Source organism: Pseudomonas sp. LG1E9 (assembly GCF_003290225.1).
Classification (GTDB): domain Bacteria; phylum Pseudomonadota; class Gammaproteobacteria; order Pseudomonadales; family Pseudomonadaceae; genus Aquipseudomonas; species Aquipseudomonas cyclaminis.
On the sequence record NZ_CP029983.1, the window covers coordinates 3,844,197 to 3,862,527 of the forward strand.

16 protein-coding genes are annotated in these 18,331 nt (G+C 62.0%); 11 read left to right on the forward strand and 5 right to left on the reverse strand.

The annotated features are described in order from the left end of the window. Nucleotides 1–8 precede the first annotated feature (8 nt). On the reverse strand, nt 9–950 hold the full coding sequence (locus DNK50_RS17590) for a LysR family transcriptional regulator (protein ID WP_112195434.1): 942 nt from the start codon (nt 948–950) through the stop codon (nt 9–11). 115 nt (nt 951–1,065) lie between these two features. On the opposite strand from DNK50_RS17590, the gene DNK50_RS17595 reads away from it, so the two are divergent. From DNK50_RS17595 to DNK50_RS17630, 8 genes are all read left to right on the forward strand, one after another. After that, nucleotides 1,066–2,361: an MFS transporter gene (locus tag DNK50_RS17595; protein WP_099583142.1), complete on the forward strand. Its 1,296-nt coding sequence runs from the start codon at nt 1,066–1,068 to the stop codon at nt 2,359–2,361. A gap of 16 nt (nt 2,362–2,377) precedes the next feature. Beyond that, complete coding sequence (rhmD, locus tag DNK50_RS17600) at nt 2,378–3,562, forward strand: L-rhamnonate dehydratase (protein WP_112195436.1); 1,185 nt, start codon at nt 2,378–2,380, stop codon at nt 3,560–3,562. A 10-nt stretch (nt 3,563–3,572) separates the two neighbouring features. Further along, on the forward strand, nt 3,573–4,373 hold the full coding sequence (locus tag DNK50_RS17605; RefSeq protein WP_112195438.1) for an aldolase/citrate lyase family protein: 801 nt from the start codon (nt 3,573–3,575) through the stop codon (nt 4,371–4,373). A gap of 10 nt (nt 4,374–4,383) precedes the next feature. Continuing rightward, nucleotides 4,384–5,817 (forward strand): aldehyde dehydrogenase, encoded by a 1,434-nt coding sequence (aldA, locus tag DNK50_RS17610; protein WP_112195440.1) that lies wholly within the window; start codon nt 4,384–4,386, stop codon nt 5,815–5,817. Nucleotides 5,818–5,886: 69 nt separating this feature from the next. Continuing rightward, nucleotides 5,887–6,762 carry an amidohydrolase gene (locus DNK50_RS17615; RefSeq protein WP_112195442.1) on the forward strand — a complete coding sequence of 292 codons (876 nt, stop codon included), beginning with the start codon at nt 5,887–5,889 and terminating at the stop codon, nt 6,760–6,762. Then, nucleotides 6,762–7,082, forward strand: coding sequence for an L-rhamnose mutarotase (gene rhaM / locus DNK50_RS17620; protein ID WP_112195444.1), 321 nt, complete (start codon nt 6,762–6,764; stop codon nt 7,080–7,082). Before DNK50_RS17615 ends, rhaM begins: the two co-directional genes overlap by 1 nt. A 40-nt stretch (nt 7,083–7,122) precedes the next feature. After that, the gene (gene rhaT, locus DNK50_RS17625) at nt 7,123–8,181 is read left to right on the forward strand and encodes an L-rhamnose/proton symporter RhaT (RefSeq protein ID WP_099583148.1); all 1,059 of its coding nucleotides are present in this window, start codon (nt 7,123–7,125) and stop codon (nt 8,179–8,181) included. A gap of 28 nt (nt 8,182–8,209) precedes the next feature. Next, nucleotides 8,210–8,980: an SDR family NAD(P)-dependent oxidoreductase gene (locus tag DNK50_RS17630; protein ID WP_112195446.1), complete on the forward strand. Its 771-nt coding sequence runs from the start codon at nt 8,210–8,212 to the stop codon at nt 8,978–8,980. A gap of 66 nt (nt 8,981–9,046) precedes the next feature. Here the strand turns inward: DNK50_RS17630 and DNK50_RS17635 are convergent, their stop codons facing one another. Beyond that, nucleotides 9,047–10,492, reverse strand: a complete 1,446-nt coding sequence (locus tag DNK50_RS17635; RefSeq protein ID WP_099583150.1) for a mechanosensitive ion channel family protein — start codon at nt 10,490–10,492, stop codon at nt 9,047–9,049. 211 nt (nt 10,493–10,703) lie between these two features. Here DNK50_RS17635 and DNK50_RS17640 point away from each other — a divergent pair, with 211 nt between their 5' ends. Further along, nucleotides 10,704–11,501 (forward strand): EamA family transporter, encoded by a 798-nt coding sequence (locus tag DNK50_RS17640; RefSeq protein WP_099583151.1) that lies wholly within the window; start codon nt 10,704–10,706, stop codon nt 11,499–11,501. Between the two features lie 65 nt (nt 11,502–11,566). On the opposite strand, the gene DNK50_RS17645 is transcribed toward DNK50_RS17640, so the two are convergent. Further along, on the reverse strand, nt 11,567–12,433 hold the full coding sequence (locus DNK50_RS17645; protein ID WP_112195448.1) for a pirin family protein: 867 nt from the start codon (nt 12,431–12,433) through the stop codon (nt 11,567–11,569). A gap of 180 nt (nt 12,434–12,613) precedes the next feature. Here DNK50_RS17645 and DNK50_RS17650 point away from each other — a divergent pair, with 180 nt between their 5' ends. Continuing rightward, nucleotides 12,614–13,357 (forward strand): response regulator, encoded by a 744-nt coding sequence (locus DNK50_RS17650; RefSeq protein ID WP_112195450.1) that lies wholly within the window; start codon nt 12,614–12,616, stop codon nt 13,355–13,357. Nucleotides 13,358–13,377: 20 nt separating this feature from the next. Next, a complete protein-coding gene (locus DNK50_RS17655; RefSeq protein WP_162633413.1) occupies nt 13,378–14,697 on the forward strand; it encodes an ATP-binding protein in 1,320 nt (439 codons plus the stop codon). On the opposite strand, the gene DNK50_RS17660 is transcribed toward DNK50_RS17655, so the two are convergent. Together DNK50_RS17660 and DNK50_RS17670 are read right to left on the reverse strand one after the other, a co-directional pair. Then, nucleotides 14,694–16,631 carry a TonB-dependent receptor domain-containing protein gene (locus tag DNK50_RS17660; protein WP_112195454.1) on the reverse strand — a complete coding sequence of 646 codons (1,938 nt, stop codon included), beginning with the start codon at nt 16,629–16,631 and terminating at the stop codon, nt 14,694–14,696. The two genes, DNK50_RS17655 and DNK50_RS17660, sit on opposite strands and share 4 nt — an antisense overlap. A 432-nt stretch (nt 16,632–17,063) precedes the next feature. Continuing rightward, on the reverse strand, nt 17,064–18,275 hold the full coding sequence (locus DNK50_RS17670) for a multidrug effflux MFS transporter (protein ID WP_112195458.1): 1,212 nt from the start codon (nt 18,273–18,275) through the stop codon (nt 17,064–17,066). Nucleotides 18,276–18,331 lie beyond the last annotated feature (56 nt).

The window sequence follows — 18,331 nt, forward strand, 5'->3', positions numbered from 1 at the left end:
CATTGCGTTTAGAGCATCGCCGCTTTCTGTCGCAGCAAATCCATAAACAGCCCCAATTCCCGGCTCACCCCCTCGCCCTTGCGCAGCAACATGCCGAACGGTGCCAGGCGCACATCCAGGGCCACCGGCAGCGCCACCACCAGGCCCATCTTCAGGTAATCGCGCAGGGCGCTTTCCGACAGCACCATCACTGCGTCGGTCAGTTGGATCAACTGCTGCATGGAGTACACCGAGCTGCATTCGATAATGTCCGCCGGGCTTGGCAGTGCCAGGTCCTGCAACGCCTGGTCGAAGCCGATGCGCGCCGGGCTGGTTTGCGGTTGCAGGATCCATGGCCAGTCGCGCACCAGTTCCGCCAGGTCCAGGTGTTTACGTTGCGCCAGCCGGTGCCCGGCATGCACGACCACCAGCATTCGCTCGTTGCCCAGAGGCTCGAAACTGTAGTGCTCGCTGTCAGTGGCGGCGTTGCGCCGGGTGATGGCCAGGTCGATGCGGCCCTGTTCGAGCAGTTGGATCACCTGGTCGCTGGTGTCGCCCATGATGCGGATGCGCAGTTGCGGGTTGAGCGCTTTGATCTGCGCGATGGCGTCCATCACCAAGTCCGGCGCGGCGCCCATGATGGTGCCGATGGACAAGTAGCCGTAGCCGCCCTGCTGGCGCGCCATCAAGTCCTCGGCGCAACGGTCCAGGCCGCTGAGGGCCGACTCGGCGAAGCGGATCAGCTCCTGGCCCAGCGCCGTAGGCCGCATGCCCCGTGGCAAGCGTTCGAACAGGTCGCAACCGAACATGTCCTCAATCTCGCGCAGCATGCGCGTGGCCGCCGGTTGCGACATGTTCAGGGCCTGGGAGGCACGGTGCAGGTTCTGACTGGAACTGAGCGCCACCAGCATGTGCAGATGCTTGTAGCGCAGGCGATTGAACAGGCTGCGGGAGATGACGGGACTACTCATGAATTCCTCATTATCGATACCCTGAGGGTATCACTTGTAAGCTAGATTCGATTTGTAGCGCATTGCTCGGTCGCCGTACAGTCCGTCCCATAAGAACAAAACAACGGACTCCATCATGAAAACCCTGCCCGCGCCCCTGCTCGCCAAGATTTCCTGGCGGCTGCTGCCCTTCCTGCTGTTGATGTACATCATGGCGTTTCTCGACCGCGCCAATGTCGGGTTCGCCAAACAAGCCTTCCAGGCCGACACCGGCTTGAGCGATGCCGCGTTCGCCTTCGGCGCCGGTGTGTTCTTTGTCGGCTACGCGCTGCTGGAAGTGCCAAGCAACCTGATCCTGCACCGTGTCGGCGCCCGCCTGTGGATGTGCCGCATCATGGTCAGTTGGGGCCTGATTTCGGCGGCGATGGTGTTTGCCCACAACGAAACCAGTTTTTACCTGCTGCGTTTCTTGCTCGGTGTGGCCGAAGCCGGCTTCTTCCCCGGCGTGATCCTCTACCTCACCTACTGGTTCCCCCAGGCCGTACGCGGCAAGGCCATGGGTTTCTTCTACTTTGGTGCGCCCCTGGCATTTATCTTCGGCAGCCCGCTGTCCGGTTTGCTGCTGGAGATGGACGGCTTCGCTGGCATCCATGGCTGGCAGTGGCTGTTCGCGGTGGAAGGCCTGATGGCCACCGCCGTGGGCATCTGGGCCTACTGGTACCTGGACAACCGTCCCGCCGATGCCAAGTGGCTGAGCGCGGATGAGCGCGAGCAAATCCAGACCTTGCTGGATGCAGAAGACCAACACAAAACCTCCCACGGCCGCAGCCTGCTCAACGTGCTGTGCCAGCCATCGGTGCTGTACCTGTGCCTGGTGTATTTGCTGATCCAGGCCAGCGTCTACGGCGTGGTGTTTTACCTGCCGACCCAAGTGGGCGACCTGCTCGGCACCAAGGTCGGCTTGATGGTCGGGCTGGTCTCGGCGATTCCGTGGATCTGCGCGCTGTTTGCTGCGTGGTGGATTCCCGGTTATTCCGACCGCACCGGCGAGCGCCGCCGCACCGCCTGCCTGACGTTATTGATGGCCGCTGCCGGCATCGCTTGCTCGGTGACCTTCACCAACCCGTTGCTGGGCATGCTCGCCCTGTGTTTTGCCGCCTCGGGTTTTATCGCGGTGCAGCCGGTGTTCTGGACCTTTCCGTCGAGCTACCTGGCGGGCAGCGCTGCGGCAGCGGGCATTGCGCTGATCAACTCCTTCGGTGCCCTCGGCGGCTTTATCGCACCGGTCATCAAGCACTGGGCCGAAGGCGCCTTCCATTCCCCGGCAGCCGGTTTGTACCTGCTGTCCGCCACTACGGTACTGGCTGCGTTGCTGGTACTGGGCATCCATTCACCCGGCCGCACTGCATCGAACACGCCGGCCACTGTTTAACGCCAGGAGTCTTACCATGGGTCATCTCACTATCAAACACGTGCGCGCCTTTGTATTGCGAGGCGGCGGCGCCGATTACCACGATCAGGCCGACGGCCACTGGATCGACGATCACATCTGCACACCCATGAGCAAATACCCCGAGTACCGCCAGAGCCGCCGCAGTTTCGGCATCAACGTGCTCGGCACGCTGGTGGTGGAGATCGAAGCCAGCGACGGCACCGTCGGGTTTGCCGTGACCACCGGCGGCGAACCGGCGGCGTATATCGTCGAAAAGCACCTGGCGCGCTTTATCGAAGGTGCCCGCGTCACCGATATCGAAAAGATCTGGGACCAGATGTACCAGTCCACCCTCTACTACGGCCGCAAAGGCTTGGTGATCAACACCATTTCCGGCGTCGACCTGGCGCTGTGGGACTTGCTCGGCAAGATCCGCCAGGAGCCGGTGCACCAACTGCTCGGCGGTGCGGTGCGTGACGAATTGCAGTTCTACGCCACCGGCGCCCGCCCGGACCTGGCCCAGAAGATGGGCTTTATCGGCGGCAAGATGCCCCTGCACCACGGCCCCAGCGAAGGTGAAGAAGGCCTGCGCAAAAACCTCGAACAATTGGCCGACATGCGCGAGCGGGTCGGCCCGGACTTCTGGCTGATGCTCGATTGCTGGATGAGCCTGGACCTCAACTACGCCACCAAACTGGCGATCGGCGCCCATGAACACGGGCTCAAGTGGATCGAAGAAGCCCTGAGCCCGGACGATTACTGGGGCTACGCGGCCCTGCGCAACAACGTGCCCAAGGGCATGCTGGTGACCACTGGCGAACACGAAGCCACCCGCTGGGGTTTCCGCATGCTGCTGGAAATGGGCTGCTGCGACATTATCCAGCCGGATGTTGGCTGGTGCGGTGGCCTCACTGAATTGGTGAAAATTTCGGCCCTGGCCGACGCCCACAACGCGATGGTCGTGCCCCACGGCTCGTCGGTGTACAGCTACCACTTTGTCGCCACGCGGCAAAACAGCCCGTTCGCCGAATTCCTGATGATGGCGCCGAAGGCCGATGAAGTGGTGCCGATGTTCCACCCGCAACTGCTCGGCGAACCGGTGCCAATCAATGGCCGCATGCGCCTGTCGGTGCTCGACAAGCCCGGCTTCGGCGTTGACCTGAACCCGGATTGCCAACTGCACCGTCCGTATAACCGCTAAGGAACCTGCCATGAACATGCCCCGCAATGGCTTCAAGGCCGCCCTGGCGCACGACGCCACCCAGTACGGCATCTGGGCCGGTTTCGCCACCGGCTACGCCGCCGAGATCGTCGCAGGCCTGGGTTACGACTGGATGCTGATCGACGGCGAACACGCGCCCAACACCGTGCCCAGCGTACTCAACCAATTGCAGACAGTGGCGCCCTACGCCACCGCGCCGGTGGTGCGTGCGGTGAATGGCGACGCCAGCCTGATCAAGCAACTGCTCGACGTCGGCGCCCAGACGCTGATGATCCCTATGGTCGAAACCGCCGAACAGGCCCAGGCCCTGGTGCGCGCCATGCGTTACCCGCCCCACGGCATCCGCGGCGTCGGCGGCGGTTTGACCCGCGCCACCCGCTGGGATGGTGTGGCGAACTACCTGCAAACCGCCCACGAAGAGCTGTGCCTGATCGTGCAGGTGGAGTCGCGCCTGGGCGTGGAAAACGTCGCGGCGATTGCCGCTGTCGAAGGCGTGGATGCGGTATTTATCGGCCCCGCCGACTTGTCCATCGGCCTCGGCCACGCCGGCAACCCCGGCCACCCCGAGGTGCAGGAGCGCATCCGGCACGCGGTGGACGCCACCCTCGCCGCCGGCAAGGTCTGCGGCATCCTGGCGCCCAACGAAGACGACGCACGCCGCTACCAGGCCTGGGGTTGCCGCTTTATCGCCGTGGCCATCGACATCAGCCTGCTGCGCCAGAGCGCCCTGGCCACCCTCGCCCGCTATCGCCCGGTTACCGACGCGAAAGCGCCGTCGCGCACTTACTAAGGAGCTGCCCATGTCATCCGTTCCCGTGTACCAGAACTTCATCAATGGCCGCTTCGTCTCCAGCGAAGCCCATCTCGATGTGCTCAACCCGGCCACCGGCGCCTTGCTGTCCAAGGTGCCCGCCTCCACCGGCGCTGACGTCGACCAGGCCCTCGCCGCTGCACGGGGTGCGCAAAAAGAGTGGGCGCGCAAACCGGCCATCGAACGCGCCGGGCACCTGCGCCGTATCGCCGCCAAGCTGCGGGAAAACGTCGCGCACCTGGCCCGCACCATCACCCTGGAACAGGGCAAGGTCAGCGGGCTGGCCGAAGTCGAAGTGAATTTCACCGCGGACTACCTCGACTACATGGCCGAATGGGCGCGCCGCATCGAAGGCGAGATCATCACCAGCGACCGGCCCAACGAAAACATCTTCCTGTTCCGCAAACCCTTGGGCGTAGTGGCGGGCATCCTTCCGTGGAATTTCCCGTTCTTTTTGATCGCACGCAAAATGGCCCCGGCGCTGCTCACCGGCAACACCATCGTGATCAAGCCCAGTGAAGAAACCCCGAACAACTGCTTTGAATTCGCCAAACTGGTGGCCGAGACCGACCTGCCCGCCGGCGTGTTCAATGTGGTCTGCGGTGATGGCCAGGTCGGCGGTGCACTCACCGCTCACAAAGGCGTGGACATGATCAGCTTCACCGGCAGCGTTGCCACTGGCTCACGCATCATGGCCGCCGCCGCGCCGAACATTACCAAGCTCAACCTTGAGCTGGGCGGCAAGGCGCCGGCCATTGTGCTGGCGGATGCCGACCTGGACCTGGCCGTCAAAGCCATCCGCGACTCGCGCATTATCAACACCGGGCAAGTGTGCAACTGCGCCGAGCGGGTGTATGTGGAGCGCAAGGTCGCGGATCAGTTTATCGAGCGTATCAGCGCGGCCATGTCGGCCACGCGCTACGGTGATCCGCTGGCCATGGCCGATGCGGAAATGGGCCCGCTGATCAACCGCCAGGGCCTGGACAACGTCAATCGCAAGGTGCGCACCGCGTTGAGCCAGGGCGCCACGCTGGTCAGCGGCGGGCAGATCGCTGACCTTGGCGCGGGCTTTCACTTCCAGCCGACGGTTTTGGCCGGCTGCCGCGCCGACATGGAGATCATGCGCGAAGAGATCTTCGGCCCGGTGCTGCCGATCCAGATCGTCGACGACCTCGACGAAGCCATCGCCCTGGCCAATGACTGTGACTACGGCCTGACCTCGTCGATCTACACCCGTGACCTGGGCAAGGCCATGCACGCGGTGCGCGAGATCGACTTTGGCGAAACCTACGTCAACCGCGAAAACTTCGAGGCCATGCAGGGTTTCCATGCTGGCGTGCGTAAGTCCGGGATCGGCGGTGCCGATGGTAAGCACGGCCTCTACGAATACACCCATACCCATGTGGTGTACCTGCAGAGCTGAGGTGGTGAAATGGGCCGGTGCGCGGTAGCGTGCTGGCCGTTCCTGACAGAGTCCCACAAGGATTGCGCAATGCCCCAGACGCTCTATACCGGCCCTATCATCGATAGTCATCTGCACCTGTTCGATCCGCGTCGCCCCCAGGGCATCCCGTGGCCCGAGCCGGGCAACCGCTTGTATGCCGCGCATTTACCCCTCGATTACTGGACCGTCGCCAGCTCGCACAATGTGGTCGGCGCCATCGCGGTGGAAGCCAGCCCATGGCGCGACGACAACCGCTGGATCCTCGAAACCCTGCGCAGCGACCCGCGCATGCTCGGGTTTGTCGGCAACCTGGACCCGCTGCACGCCGACTTCGCCGCCGACCTCGCTGCATTGGTGCAAGAGCCACTGTTCCTCGGCCTGCGCTACGGCAACCTGTGGGACCGCGACCTGCTGCTGGATCAGACGCGCCCCGGTTTTATCAACGGCCTGCGCCAACTGGCCGCCAGCGGGCGCAGCCTGGACAGTGCCAACCCGAACCCGCGTTTGATCAAGGGACTGCTGAAGCTCAGCGATGCACTGCCCGAGCTGCGCATCATCGTCGACCATTTGCCCAATGCCCAAGTGCCGGCCGGTGAAGAGGCCGCCTATCACGCCGACCTGCTGCGCCTGGCGGAGCGGCCGAATGTATTCGCCAAACTCGCGGAAATCCCCCAGGTCGGCCCGCACGGCCTGATCGTCGACACCGCGTTCTACAACGACCGGTTGGCGGTGTTGTGGGAAGCGTTTGGCGACGAGCGCTGTTTCTTCGGCAGCGACTGGCCCAACAGCGATCACCTGGCGGATTTCGCCACCACGCTGGGGCTCGTGAAAAGCTGCCTGGCGCACAAACCCGAAGCCGTGCAGGCGCAGTTTTTCCTGCACAACGCAGTGCGCATCTACACCCCGACCCATGGAGCGCAGTGATGCAGACCCGTGCCTTTCGCATGAACCTCAACCCCGGGCAGGCCGATGAATATCGCCGGCGTCACGACGAGATCTGGCCCGAACTGGCCCAGGCGTTGTTGGACGCGGGTGTGGTGGACTATCGGATTTACCTCGACGAACCGGCCAACGCGCTGTTCGCCGTGCTGACCCATGAGGACGCCCACGGCCTGGATGAGCTGCCCGGCACCGCACTGATGCAACGCTGGTGGACCTACATGCAGGACATCATGCCCAGCCATGCGGATGCCTCGCCGATCAGCGTCGACTTGCTGCCCATGTTCCACCTGTCGCGCCCCTGAATTAACGGACGCCCAACAACAATAAAAAGGATTCGACTACGTGGAAATCATTCTCCTTGGTGTGATTCTGCACTTTATCGGCGGCTTCGCCTCCGGCAGTTTCTACATCCCCTACAAGAAGGTCCGCGGCTGGGCCTGGGAAAGTTATTGGATCACCGGCGGCCTGGTGTCCTGGCTGATCGTGCCGTTGATCGCGGCGCAACTGACGGTGCCGGGCTGGGTAGACATCCTGCGCAACGCCGACACCAGCACCCTGCTGTGGACCTATCTGTTCGGCGTGTTGTGGGGCATCGGCGGGCTGACCTTCGGCTTGACCATGCGCTACCTCGGGCTGTCCCTGGGCATGTCGCTGATCATGGGCCTGACCTCGGCCCTCGGCGCGCTGATGCCGGCGCTGTACCGCGACCTGTTCACCGATGCCACCGAAGGCACCCTGACTTCGATGCTGGCCTCTCAGGGCGGGCACTGGGTGTTGTGGGGCGTGGCGGTGTCGCTGGTGGGTATAGCGGTGTGCGGCAAGGCTGGGCTGATCAAGGAACGGGAAGTGTCCGAGGCGGTGAAGTTCGCCAGTGTCAGCGAGTTTTCCCTGGGCAAGGGCATGCTGGTGGCGGTGATTTCCGGGGTGCTCAGTGCGTGTTTCAGCTACGGCATTTCTGCCGGCCGCCCGCTGGCCGCTGCGGCTGTGGAGCACGGCGCCAACAGCCTGTTCCAGAACAACGTGACCTTTATGGTGATCATGTGGGGCGGGCTGACCACCAACGGCATCTGGTGCCTGTGGCTGAACTGGCGCAACCGCAGCTTCCATAACTATTTCGATCGAAGCACGCCATTGCTGGGCAATTACCTGTTGGTGGCCATCGCCGGCACGCTGTGGTTTCTGCAATTCTTTTTCTACGGCATGGGCGAAAGCCGCCTGCAGAACGACGCCAGTTCGTGGGTGCTGCACATGTCATTCATCATCATCGTGTCCAACTGCTGGGGCCTGTATTTTCGCGAATGGCACGGCACCAGCGCCGCCAACAAAGGCGTGCTGGTGGCCGGTATCGCAGTGATCCTCGGGGCCATCGCCATGGTCGGTTACGGTAATTACCTCGGCTGACGCCGCCTATTTTTGAAGGAGTGTTTTTATGTTGCTTGCAGACAAAACCGTGATCATCACCGGCGCCTCCCGTGGCATCGGCCGCGCCGCCGCCCGTGAATGTGCACGCCAGGGCGCCCGCGTGGTGATCGACCACAGTGGCAGCGGCCAGGGCACCGAGGCGGCGTATTCGCTGATCGAAGAGATCAAGGCGTTTGGCGGTGCGGCCATCGAAGTGGGTGGCGATGCCGCCGACCCGGACACCGGCGACAAGCTGGTGGCTGGCGCGGTGAAGGCGTTCGGCAGCGTCGACGTGTTCGTCAACAACGCCGGGATCTGCCCGTTCCACTCGTTCCTCGACATGCCGCGCGAGGTCTACCTGAAAACCGTCAACACCAACCTCAACGGCGCCTACTTCGCCGTGCAGGCGGCGGCCAACCAGATGAAAAACCAGGGCCGTGGCGGCGCGATCATCGCGGTCAGCTCCATCAGCGCGCTGGTGGGCGGCGGCATGCAAACCCACTACACGCCAACCAAGGCCGGGCTGCATTCGTTGATGCAGTCCTGCGCCATTGCACTGGGGCCCTATGGCATTCGTTGCAATTCGGTGCTGCCGGGGACCATCGCCACCGACATCAACAAAGACGATCTGGCCGACGAGGAAAAACTCGCCTACATGACCTCGCGTACGCCGTTGGGGCGGTTGGGTGAGCCGGATGATGTGGCTGGGCCGATTGTGTTCCTGGCTTCGGATATGGCGCGCTACGTCACAGGCGCTTCGTTGCTCGTCGATGGCGGCCTTTACGTAAACCTGCAGTAACCCCCGCTCTCCCTCAAACATCACAGCCCTCTCCCACAGGGGATCTCTGTGTGCCTGTGCGGTCTGTCAAAGACCGCGCTTGCGCAGCCACTGTAAAAAGCCCTTCTTGACCGGCACCACGGGCGCGTCCTGGGTCAGGGCCTGGGCCGCGTGCAAGCGGAAGTCCAGCAGGGTTTTCATGGCGTCGGCGATGTCGTGTCGTGCGTCCAGGCACGGCGTCAGGTATTCCTTTTCAATGCGGTACAGGGTGCAGAACGTCTTGGCGGTGAAGTCCGCCAACGCGGCCTGATCGGTCAAAATCCCCGCTTCGCCGATGACCTCTCCAGGGCCCATGCGCCCGGCCTCGAAGGTATGACCGCCTTTGATCAGCATCACCGACACCACACCCGACTCCACGATAAACAAATGATCGCTGACCTCCCCCGCCGGCAAAATCATCTCGCCGGGACGGTAGCTGTGCAGGGTCATGTTCTGGCTGAAGGTGTCTTTTTCCTCCTGGCGCAGGGTCGAGAAAATCGAAGAACTGTCCAGCAACGCCCGTGCTCGGGAAGTTGGCACCGGGGTCGCGCTTTCGCCAGGAGACAGCAGGCTCACACCCGCCGCTTGCAGGTGCCGGAACGCCAGGTCGTAGAGTTGGTTGCGCACTTCGCGCTTGAGGGGCATGGCCGGCACGAAGCCGCTGATTTCATACTCCACGCCACCGCTCGCGGAAGTCTTGAACGCCACACTCGGCGCGGGCTTGGCCAACAACGGCCGGCACCCCTGCATGGCACGCTCCAGCGCTTCGATCACCGTTTGCGGCCGCGCATGGGGGCTGACCTGCAAGCTGACTGCCAGGCCGAACATGTCCGCCGGGCGCGAGAAGTTGATGATCTTGGCCTTCGCCGCCAGGGAGTTGGGAATCACCGCCATGCTGCCCTGGGAGGTTTGCAGGCGCGTGGCGCGCCAGTCGATATCGGTGACCCGGCCTTCGGTGCCGTCGATGGAAATCCAGTCATCCAGTTGATAGGGCTTGGTGGTGTTGAGCACGATTCCGGAAAACACATCGCTCAACGTGCTTTGCAACGCCAGGCCGACAATGATCGCCACCGCGCCGGACGTCGCAAGCACGCCTTTGACTGGCAAGTCGAGCACGTAGGCCAGCGCCGCGATGATCGCAATCAGGAAAATCACCGCGCCCATCAAATCCTGCAACAACCGCCCGGTATGCCCGACCCGCTGCATCATCAACGCCCCGAGCAACACCGTCAGCGTACGCGCCGCGAACAACCACCAACCAATCTGCAACGCCGTGGCAGCCATGTGCAACGCGGTGTTGTCGGCATAGGGCGCGACGAGCATGGGATTCATGCCGTCGTTGAACAGCACGGCACTGAAGACAGCGAAGATCACCAACCGCGCCGCGAGTTTCCAGTTGGCGAGGTTGGCGGAGATAAGCCGCCACACGGCGATGTCGATGAGGATCAGCGCCAGGGCGCAGAGCATCGGGTGATCGGAGATAAATGAGGGCATCCAGGCGACTCCAGGGCGAATGACGGGAAGATCGCATGAAATGGGGGTGGCGGGTATAGGGCGCGAAAAAAAACTCAAGCCCCCCAAACTCCCTTTCCCTTTCTGCAAAAAAGCACAGGAAAAGAACTACATACTTTTGGGAAGTGAGGGGTTTGATGTAGACCCAATCCGGCAAGAAGCTGACAACGAATGACCGACAGGTAGCACTGACATGCAGAAAACACAGCAAGAAAGTCGCCAGACTTCTGCGTTAGCGATTATTTTATCTGCGCTGGCGAATGTTCTATTAGGGGCGTCGTCTGTTTACTGGAGAGCGCTTAACGACGTTTCGTCCCTCACGTTGGTTGCCTACAGAGTTTCGCTATCCACTTTAATTCTCGCTTTTTTGATTTTCACTTTTCGGCGATACAATCAAATAGAACGATACACGCTAAAGCTGATTCGGCTGCACTGCATCGCGTCGCTGCTTATCGCTATCAACTGGGGCGTTTTCATCTGGTCATCCATTAACGGATACATTCTGGAGAGCGGTCTCGGCTACCTGCTGGCGCCTATTATTTCAGTGACGCTGGGAACAATGATTTATCGCGAGCGAGTAAGCACGGGAAAAGCGCTGTTTACTTTTCTCGTATTTGGTTTGGTTGCCCTTCTCATGGTGCTGATCGACAACTTTAATCACGGGACATCTATATTGATTGCACTAACATGGGGACTCTACACGTACCTCAAGAAATCTACATCTTTGGACGCGGCAAACGGATTATTCATAGAAACGCTTTTTCTAACAAGCTGCTTGGTGCCCGCTATTTTTTTACTTGACTTGCCCATCACTCAACTCAGTGAATTGGGTACATTATCGAGCAATCTGATTTGGCTGGCAGGTGCGATATCAATCTTACCTTTGCTCATGTTTTCCTACTCCACCGGCAAAATCCCTCTATCCCTAACGGGATTTTTACAATTCCTGCTCCCCCTCACACTGATAGCAATTGCGTTGGTTTCCCCCTGAAGACGAAGCCCCATACATAAAGCCCACCGCAAAAACAATCTCGCCGTGGGCAATGCCACACTTCGTCAGGCGTGCATCCGCCCAAATTTACCCGACTGAAAATCCGCAAACGCCTGGTGAATTTCCTGCTCTGTATTCATCACAAAAGGACCATGGCCGACGATAGGCTCGTCAATCGGCTCGCCGCTGAGCAGCAGCACCACGGCGTTGTCATTGGCCTCCAGGACCAGTTGCGTGCCATCGCGCTCGAACAGTGCCAATTGGCCTTGGCGCGCAACCTCCTCGCCATTGACCAGCACGGTGCCGCGCAGGATTACCAGAGCGGTGTTGCGCCCGGCGTGCAGGTCCAGGGTCACTGGTTGGCCGGCGTTGAGGCGCAGGTCCCATACGTCGATCGGTGTGAAGGTCCGTGCGGGGCCTTGAGTGCCCGCGAATGCACCGGCGATCAGGCGCAGGTGCCCGGCGTCATTGGCCAGCGGCAGCACGGGGATGTCGCCGTCGACGATGGTCTGGTAACCGGCGTCGGCCATTTTGTCCTTGGCGGGTAAGTTGACCCACAGTTGCACCATCTCCAGCGCGCCGCCTTTGCGGGCAAACGCTTCGGAGTGGAACTCCTCGTGGAGAATGCCTTTTGCGGCGGTCATCCATTGCACATCGCCTGGGCCGATGGTGCCACCGGCGCCGGTGGAATCGCGGTGCTCGACTTCGCCGTCGTAGACGATGGTCACGGTTTCAAACCCTCGATGAGGGTGTTGGCCGACGCCGCGACGTTGTTCGGTAGGGGTAAATTCGGCCGGGCCGGCGTGGTCCAGCAGCAGGAATGGGCTGATGTGTTTGCCCAGGCTGTCGTAGGAAAACAGTGTGCGCACCGGGAAACCGTCGCCGACCCAATGGGCGCGAGGGCTGGTGTAGATGCCGATGAGTTTTTTCATGGTGATCCTCCAAAGTGCATACACCTTAAAACCGATAGCAATTGAGCGCTAGGCGGCTAAAACACCCTAGAGCGTCCTACTGATAGAACGGCATACCCGCAACTCGCCATAAAAACAGCGTTAATGATAATGACTCGTAGTAATATCCACCCTCTCCCGCTCAACCTTCCGAGGGCTGCAATGCCGTTTGCCCCTGCGCCTGTCGCACCGCGCGTGCTGGTGGTGGATGACCACCGCAAAATCCGCGAACCCTTGGCCACTTATCTGCGTCGACACACCTTCGACGTGCGCACAGCCGAGGACGCGGCCGGCATGTGGCAATTGCTCAAGACCCAGGCGTTCGACGTGGTGGTGCTCGACGTGCTGCTGCCCGACGGTGATGGTTTCGAGCTGTGCAACCAACTGCATCGGCGCAGCAATACCCCCGTGATTCTGTTGACCGCCCGTGACACCGCCGCCGACCGCATCCGAGGCCTGGACCTGGGCGCGGACGACTACGTGACCAAGCCCTTCGAACCCCGCGAACTGGTGGCACGCATCAACAGTGTGCTGCGCCGCCAAGGCCGCAACACCGGGCCCGCCGCGCCCAGCAGTGGCGCCCGCGCCTATCGGTTTGCCGGCTGGCAGTTCAGCGTGGCCAACGCCACCTTGCAGCGCGAGGCCTGCCCGGCGATCCAGCTCAGTACAGCGGAAAGCCGCCTGTTGCAGGTGTTCCTGAACCACCCCAACACCTTGCTGCCCCGCGAACGCTTGATCGACCTCACCGCCGCTGCCGACAGCGACGTGAGCGACCGCGCCATCGACCGCCAGGTCAGCCGCCTGCGCCGCAAACTGGCCCAGGGCGATGCCGCGCCGGACCTGCTGCGCACGATCTGGGGCGGCGGCTATCTGTTGGCGGCCGAGGTCAATGAATGTACGCCCTGAACCGGCTCTGGCCGCGCACCCTGGCGCGGCAATTGAGCCTGTTGTTATTGCTCGCATTGCTCGCCTCCAACGCTATCGCGATGTTGTTTCTGCAGCGCACCGGCAGCCTGATCCACCCGCTGTCACGCAGTTTCAGCCTGGAGCGCCTGGGAATTGCGCACCACACGGCAATCGACCTGACCTCAACGGAAACCGAACACCTGCTGGCCGGAATGAGCCATGACGACACACGCTTCTGGATCGCCCCCACGCCGGAAGTGGCGCTATTTGAGCTGCGCCCGGAAGAACAGCGGCTGGCCAACGAACTGCGCCGCCACTTGCAACTGGACGACACGGCCACCATCGGCATGCAGTTGGAACGCATCAGCGGCGCCGACGCCCGCACCCACGTATTCAGCCCCGCCGGTTGGGCACCGTTGCGCCTGCGCACCAGCGTGCCGCTGCCCAATGGCAACTACCTCAATGCCGTGCAGTACCCCGCCGGCGCCTATGAATGGGGCCGCGTGCTGGCCTACAGCCTGCCGGTGACGACGCTGCCGGTGCTGCTGATCGTGATGTTTTTCATCGCCCGCGTGGTGCGCCCGATCAAGACGTTGGCCCAGGCCACGGAGCGCGTCAGCCGGGGTGAATGGATCGCGCCTCTGCCGGAACGCGGCCCGCAGGAAGCCCGCGACCTTACAGCCGCCTTCAACACCATGCAGGCCAATCTTGCCCGGCATGTCGAAGGCCGCACGCGGATGCTTGCGGCGGTCAGCCACGACCTGAATACGCCGATCACCGAACTGCGCCTGCAAGTGGAATTGCTGGAGCCCGGCGACGTCCGGGACGACATGCTCGAAAGCCTTGCGGAGCTGAGTGCAATGGTGCGAGAAACCCTGAGTTTCGTGCGCGATGATGCAGTGCAGGAAGCGACCGCCACGCTATCGTTGAGCAGCCTGCTGGATGACCTGGCCAAGCGTTATCAGCGCCTGCGGCAACCCGTCAGTTGGGCCGTTGCGCCGCCCCTTATGCTGACGTGCCGCGCCCTGGCGCTCAAACGCGCCTTGACCAACCTGATCGACAACGCCCTGCACCATGCCGGCGATGCCCACCTGAGCCTGATCCGGGAAGACAACGGCTGGCTGCGCATCGAGATTCTCGACCACGGCCAAGGCCTGCCCGAGGACTGGCTGGATAAAGTCTTCGAACCCTTTGTGCAACGCGGCGTCAGCGACGGCGGTGTGGGGTTGGGCCTGGCGATTGCTCGGTCGTGCATCCAGGCCCATGGCGGCGAACTGGTGTTGCAGAATCGCCCACCGGCAGGCCTGTGCGCGGTGGTGCGATTGCCCGCAGCGCTTTAGAAGTTGTACGTGGCGCCCATCCACAAGGTGCGGCCATAGTTCACCGTGCCGTAGGTTTCATCGTCCAGCCGCTTGTCGGTGAGGTTGTTGAGTGAGGCGTTCAGGGTCAACGCATCGTTTACATCGTAGGAGCCGCCAAGGTCAGCCGTGGTGTAGCCCGGCGCAGGTTCGTCGGTAATGGTGTTGCCGGTTTCTTCGCCGTAGTAACTCAGCGACGCCCACGCCTGGGTGCGGTCGTTGATGCTCCACTCGGTGCGCAGATTGGCTTTTTGCTCCGGTGTGAGGGCCAGCGGCGCACCTTTGTTGGCGCCGCTTTTCTGCTCGGAATCGGTGTAGGTGTAGTTGGCCTTGAGCAGCACGCTCGGGCTGATATCCCATTGGCCGTTGAGTTCCACGCCCTGGATGATCGCCTTGTCGACGTTGACCCGTTCCATGATGGTGTAGCCGTTCCAGCGCCGATCGGTGGTGACGGTGGAGAGCTTGTCCTGGAAATCGTTGTAGAACAGCGTCACGCCGCCCGACAGGTCATCGCGGTTGCTCCACAGTGCGGAGATTTCGTAGTTGGTGCTGGTTTCGGGCTTGAGATCGGGGTTGCCGAACATCACGAAGCGGTTGCGGCGCAAGTAAGCGTAATCCTCGACCACGGCGCGCAGTTCCGGCGCCTTGAAGCCACGGGCGATACCGCCCTTGAGCGTCCACTGGTCGGTGGCGCGCCACACGCCGTAGACCCGCGGGCTTAGATGCGCGCCGTACTCTTCGTGTTCATCCAGGCGCAGGCCGGTGGTCAAGGCAAAGCGGTCGGTGACTGACCATTCGTTTTCGGCGAACAGGGCTTTTTGCACCACCGAGAATTTATAGTCGACGCGGTCACCCAGGCCCTGGTTCCAGTCCGTCAGCTCGCTTTCATTCCATTGCACGCCGACGGTGCTGACATTATGGACGGTGGGCACCACCAGCTTGGCGTCGAACACGGTGTTCTTGATCTCGGGTTTACGCCCGTAGATATCGGTTTGAGCCGGGGTGGCCTTGCCTTCACGGGTCGAGGTTTCCTGGGACAGCGCAATGTCCGAGGTCGCCCAGCCCCAGCGGCCCTGGTGAGACAGGGACCAATGATCGCGGTTGTTTTCCTGCTCGCGGGTGGCCCAGTTGGCGCTCATCCCGTCGCCATTTTTCAGGCGCGTGGCGCCAGCTTCCAGCAGGATGTCGTGATCAATGGTCGGGGTGAAGGCCAGGCGCGCGGTGAGGTCGCGGTGGTCGGCCTGGCTGAAGCCGTTGGTCTGTTCGATGTCATCGTCGGCCTGGCGGTCGAGGTAACGGCCCCACACCTGCAAGCCGAGGAAATCCTCCTTGAGCGGACCGCTGAGGTAGAACTGGGTCTGGCGCGCATTGCCCTGGTTGCTGTGCTGGCGGGCCGAGTAGTCGTAGCCGATGGAGCCGCCCCAGGTCGGCGAGACCTTGCGCGTGATCACGTTGATCACCCCGCCGATCGCATCCGAGCCGTACAGCGACGACATCGGCCCGCGCACCACTTCGATCCGCTCGATGGCGGCGGCAGGCGGCACGAAGCTCTGCTCGTAGCCACTGTTGCCATTGACCCGCGACTCCCTCGCGCTCTGGCGTTTGCCGTCGACCATGATCAGGGTGTAATCGGCGGGCATGCCACGGATGGAGATGTCGGTTTCATTCGCCCCGCCGTTGACCGTCACGCCTTCCACATCCCGCACCGCATCGCCCAGGTCGCGGTAGGACTTACGGCGCAGTGCCTCGCCGTCGATCACCGTAACCGAGGCCGGCGCGTCTTCCACGCTTTGGGCATAACCGGCAGCCGTCACCACCACATCGTTGAGTTCCAGGGCAACGGGTTCGTCGGCATGGGCGCTGAAACTGCCGGCAACCAGCATGGCCAGGGGCGTAAAGCGAAAAGCAGCAAGCATGGGCGTGGACCTTAGGATTGGACTCAAAAGAGAATCGTAATCATCCAGCCCCGAATAACTTGGACAAAGTGTGACAACTGGTGCGGATTTCAGGGAGTTCCGTTTCGCCTATGTGGGAGGGGGCTTGCCCCCGATAGCTATAGGTATCTACACAACTCTTAAAAGTTGACACATAACTCTGTGGTGAGCGGGCTTGCCCCGCGCTGGGTGGCGAAGCCGCCCCAATAAACACACCGCGCAGTATCAGACAGAACCCGGTCGCATGGTTTGGGGCGGCTTCGCCACCCAGCGCGGGGCAAGCCCGCTCACCACAGAAGCCCGCTCACCACGGAAGCCCGCTCACCACAGAAGCGTGTTTGCCATAGATTCAGCATCCACTGGAAGTTGTGTAGATACCCGTGCCCCAATAGCGGTCGTTCAGCCTCGCCAAAACTAGGCATCTCCTACAAGAACCGGCGCCACACGCCGCTCACGCAATACGTGAAACGCCACAAACGCCATCACCGCAAACCCCGCCTGGATCATGATCATCGGTGTAGCGCTGCCATCGCGCAATTGACTCAGCAGCACGCCACTGCACGTGGCGCCGAACATTTGCGCAAAGCCCATCAACCCAGCCGCCAACCCGGCGCGGTGCGCGTTGGGCATCACCCCGCCCGTGACCGAGCCGGGCAACACCAGGCCGCCGCCGAGCGTGGCCAGGGCAATCGGAATATCCAGCCCCAACACCGACAAGCCAAACAGGCCATAAATCACCGCTGCCGACACCCCACCGAGCGCTACCAGCGTCACCCCCATCGACACAATCCGCTGCGGCCCCAGGCGCAGGATATTGCGCCGGGTATAGGTGGAACCGACGATCAGCATCGACACGAGCACGCCAAAATTGATGCCGTACTCCAGGCTGCTAAAGCCCAGCAAGTTGATAAACACCGCCGATGAACCGGCAATCACCGCGAACATCGCGCCATAGGTGCATGCCAACGCCACGGCGAATGCACGGTATGGGCGGCCCTTGAGCAAATCCAGATACTGGCCGCCCAGCGTGCGCCAATGGCCGGCCTTCGGGTCCAGGTATGCGTTGCTTTCACGAAAGAACCGCAGCGCCAGCAACAACACCACACTGCCGATCACCAGTGCCAGCAAGATCGGCGCATGCCAGCCCAACAATTTGATCAGCAGACCGCCAACCATCGGCGCAACAACAATGGCGTAGAGCATGCCGATCATGGTCAGCGCCAGAGCCGGCCCCGCTTCGGCTTTCCATACATCGCGCACCACCGTGCGCGCCAACACCAGCGCTGCGCAGGCGCCAAGCCCTTGCAGCACGCGGGCGGCGATAAATTGATGCATGTCGCTGACCAGCAGCATCGACAAGGTCGCCAGCACATACAGCAGCAACCCGCCGATCAACACCGGACGCCGACCAATGCGGTCCGACAAGGGCCCAAACACCAATTGCCCCAGGCCAAACGCCGCAACGAAGGCAGACAGCGCCATCAATGCCGAGCCCGGCGGTGCGACCAGCGCCTGCTCGATGGCGCCGAGGCCGGGGATGATCAATTGGGTCGAGACTTCGCCGAGTGCCGTAAGGGCAACCAGTAGCAAGAGCAGGCTTCGCGACGGAACCGGGGCATTCGACATGGGGATTATCCGGGGGCTGGATTAATTTATATTTCGACCATAATATGCGTAAAAAA

Bases quoted from the DNA above. Each gene is read 5' to 3' on its own strand.
- rhaM (WP_112195444.1), top strand. From the start codon at position 6,762: ATGCAGACCCGTGCCTTTCGCATGAACCTCAACCCCGGGCAGGCCGAT.
- DNK50_RS17605 (WP_112195438.1), top strand. From the start codon at position 3,573: ATGAACATGCCCCGCAATGGCTTCAAGGCCGCCCTGGCGCACGACGCC.
- DNK50_RS17630 (WP_112195446.1), top strand. From the start codon at position 8,210: ATGTTGCTTGCAGACAAAACCGTGATCATCACCGGCGCCTCCCGTGGC.
- DNK50_RS17660 (WP_112195454.1), bottom strand. From the start codon at position 16,631: ATGCTTGCTGCTTTTCGCTTTACGCCCCTGGCCATGCTGGTTGCCGGC.
- DNK50_RS17615 (WP_112195442.1), top strand. From the start codon at position 5,887: ATGCCCCAGACGCTCTATACCGGCCCTATCATCGATAGTCATCTGCAC.
- DNK50_RS17640 (WP_099583151.1), top strand. From the start codon at position 10,704: ATGCAGAAAACACAGCAAGAAAGTCGCCAGACTTCTGCGTTAGCGATT.
- DNK50_RS17635 (WP_099583150.1), bottom strand. From the start codon at position 10,492: ATGCCCTCATTTATCTCCGATCACCCGATGCTCTGCGCCCTGGCGCTG.
- DNK50_RS17670 (WP_112195458.1), bottom strand. From the start codon at position 18,275: ATGTCGAATGCCCCGGTTCCGTCGCGAAGCCTGCTCTTGCTACTGGTT.
- rhmD (WP_112195436.1), top strand. From the start codon at position 2,378: ATGGGTCATCTCACTATCAAACACGTGCGCGCCTTTGTATTGCGAGGC.
- DNK50_RS17590 (WP_112195434.1), bottom strand. From the start codon at position 950: ATGAGTAGTCCCGTCATCTCCCGCAGCCTGTTCAATCGCCTGCGCTAC.
- DNK50_RS17645 (WP_112195448.1), bottom strand. From the start codon at position 12,433: ATGAAAAAACTCATCGGCATCTACACCAGCCCTCGCGCCCATTGGGTC.
- DNK50_RS17650 (WP_112195450.1), top strand. From the start codon at position 12,614: ATGCCGTTTGCCCCTGCGCCTGTCGCACCGCGCGTGCTGGTGGTGGAT.
- aldA (WP_112195440.1), top strand. From the start codon at position 4,384: ATGTCATCCGTTCCCGTGTACCAGAACTTCATCAATGGCCGCTTCGTC.
- DNK50_RS17595 (WP_099583142.1), top strand. From the start codon at position 1,066: ATGAAAACCCTGCCCGCGCCCCTGCTCGCCAAGATTTCCTGGCGGCTG.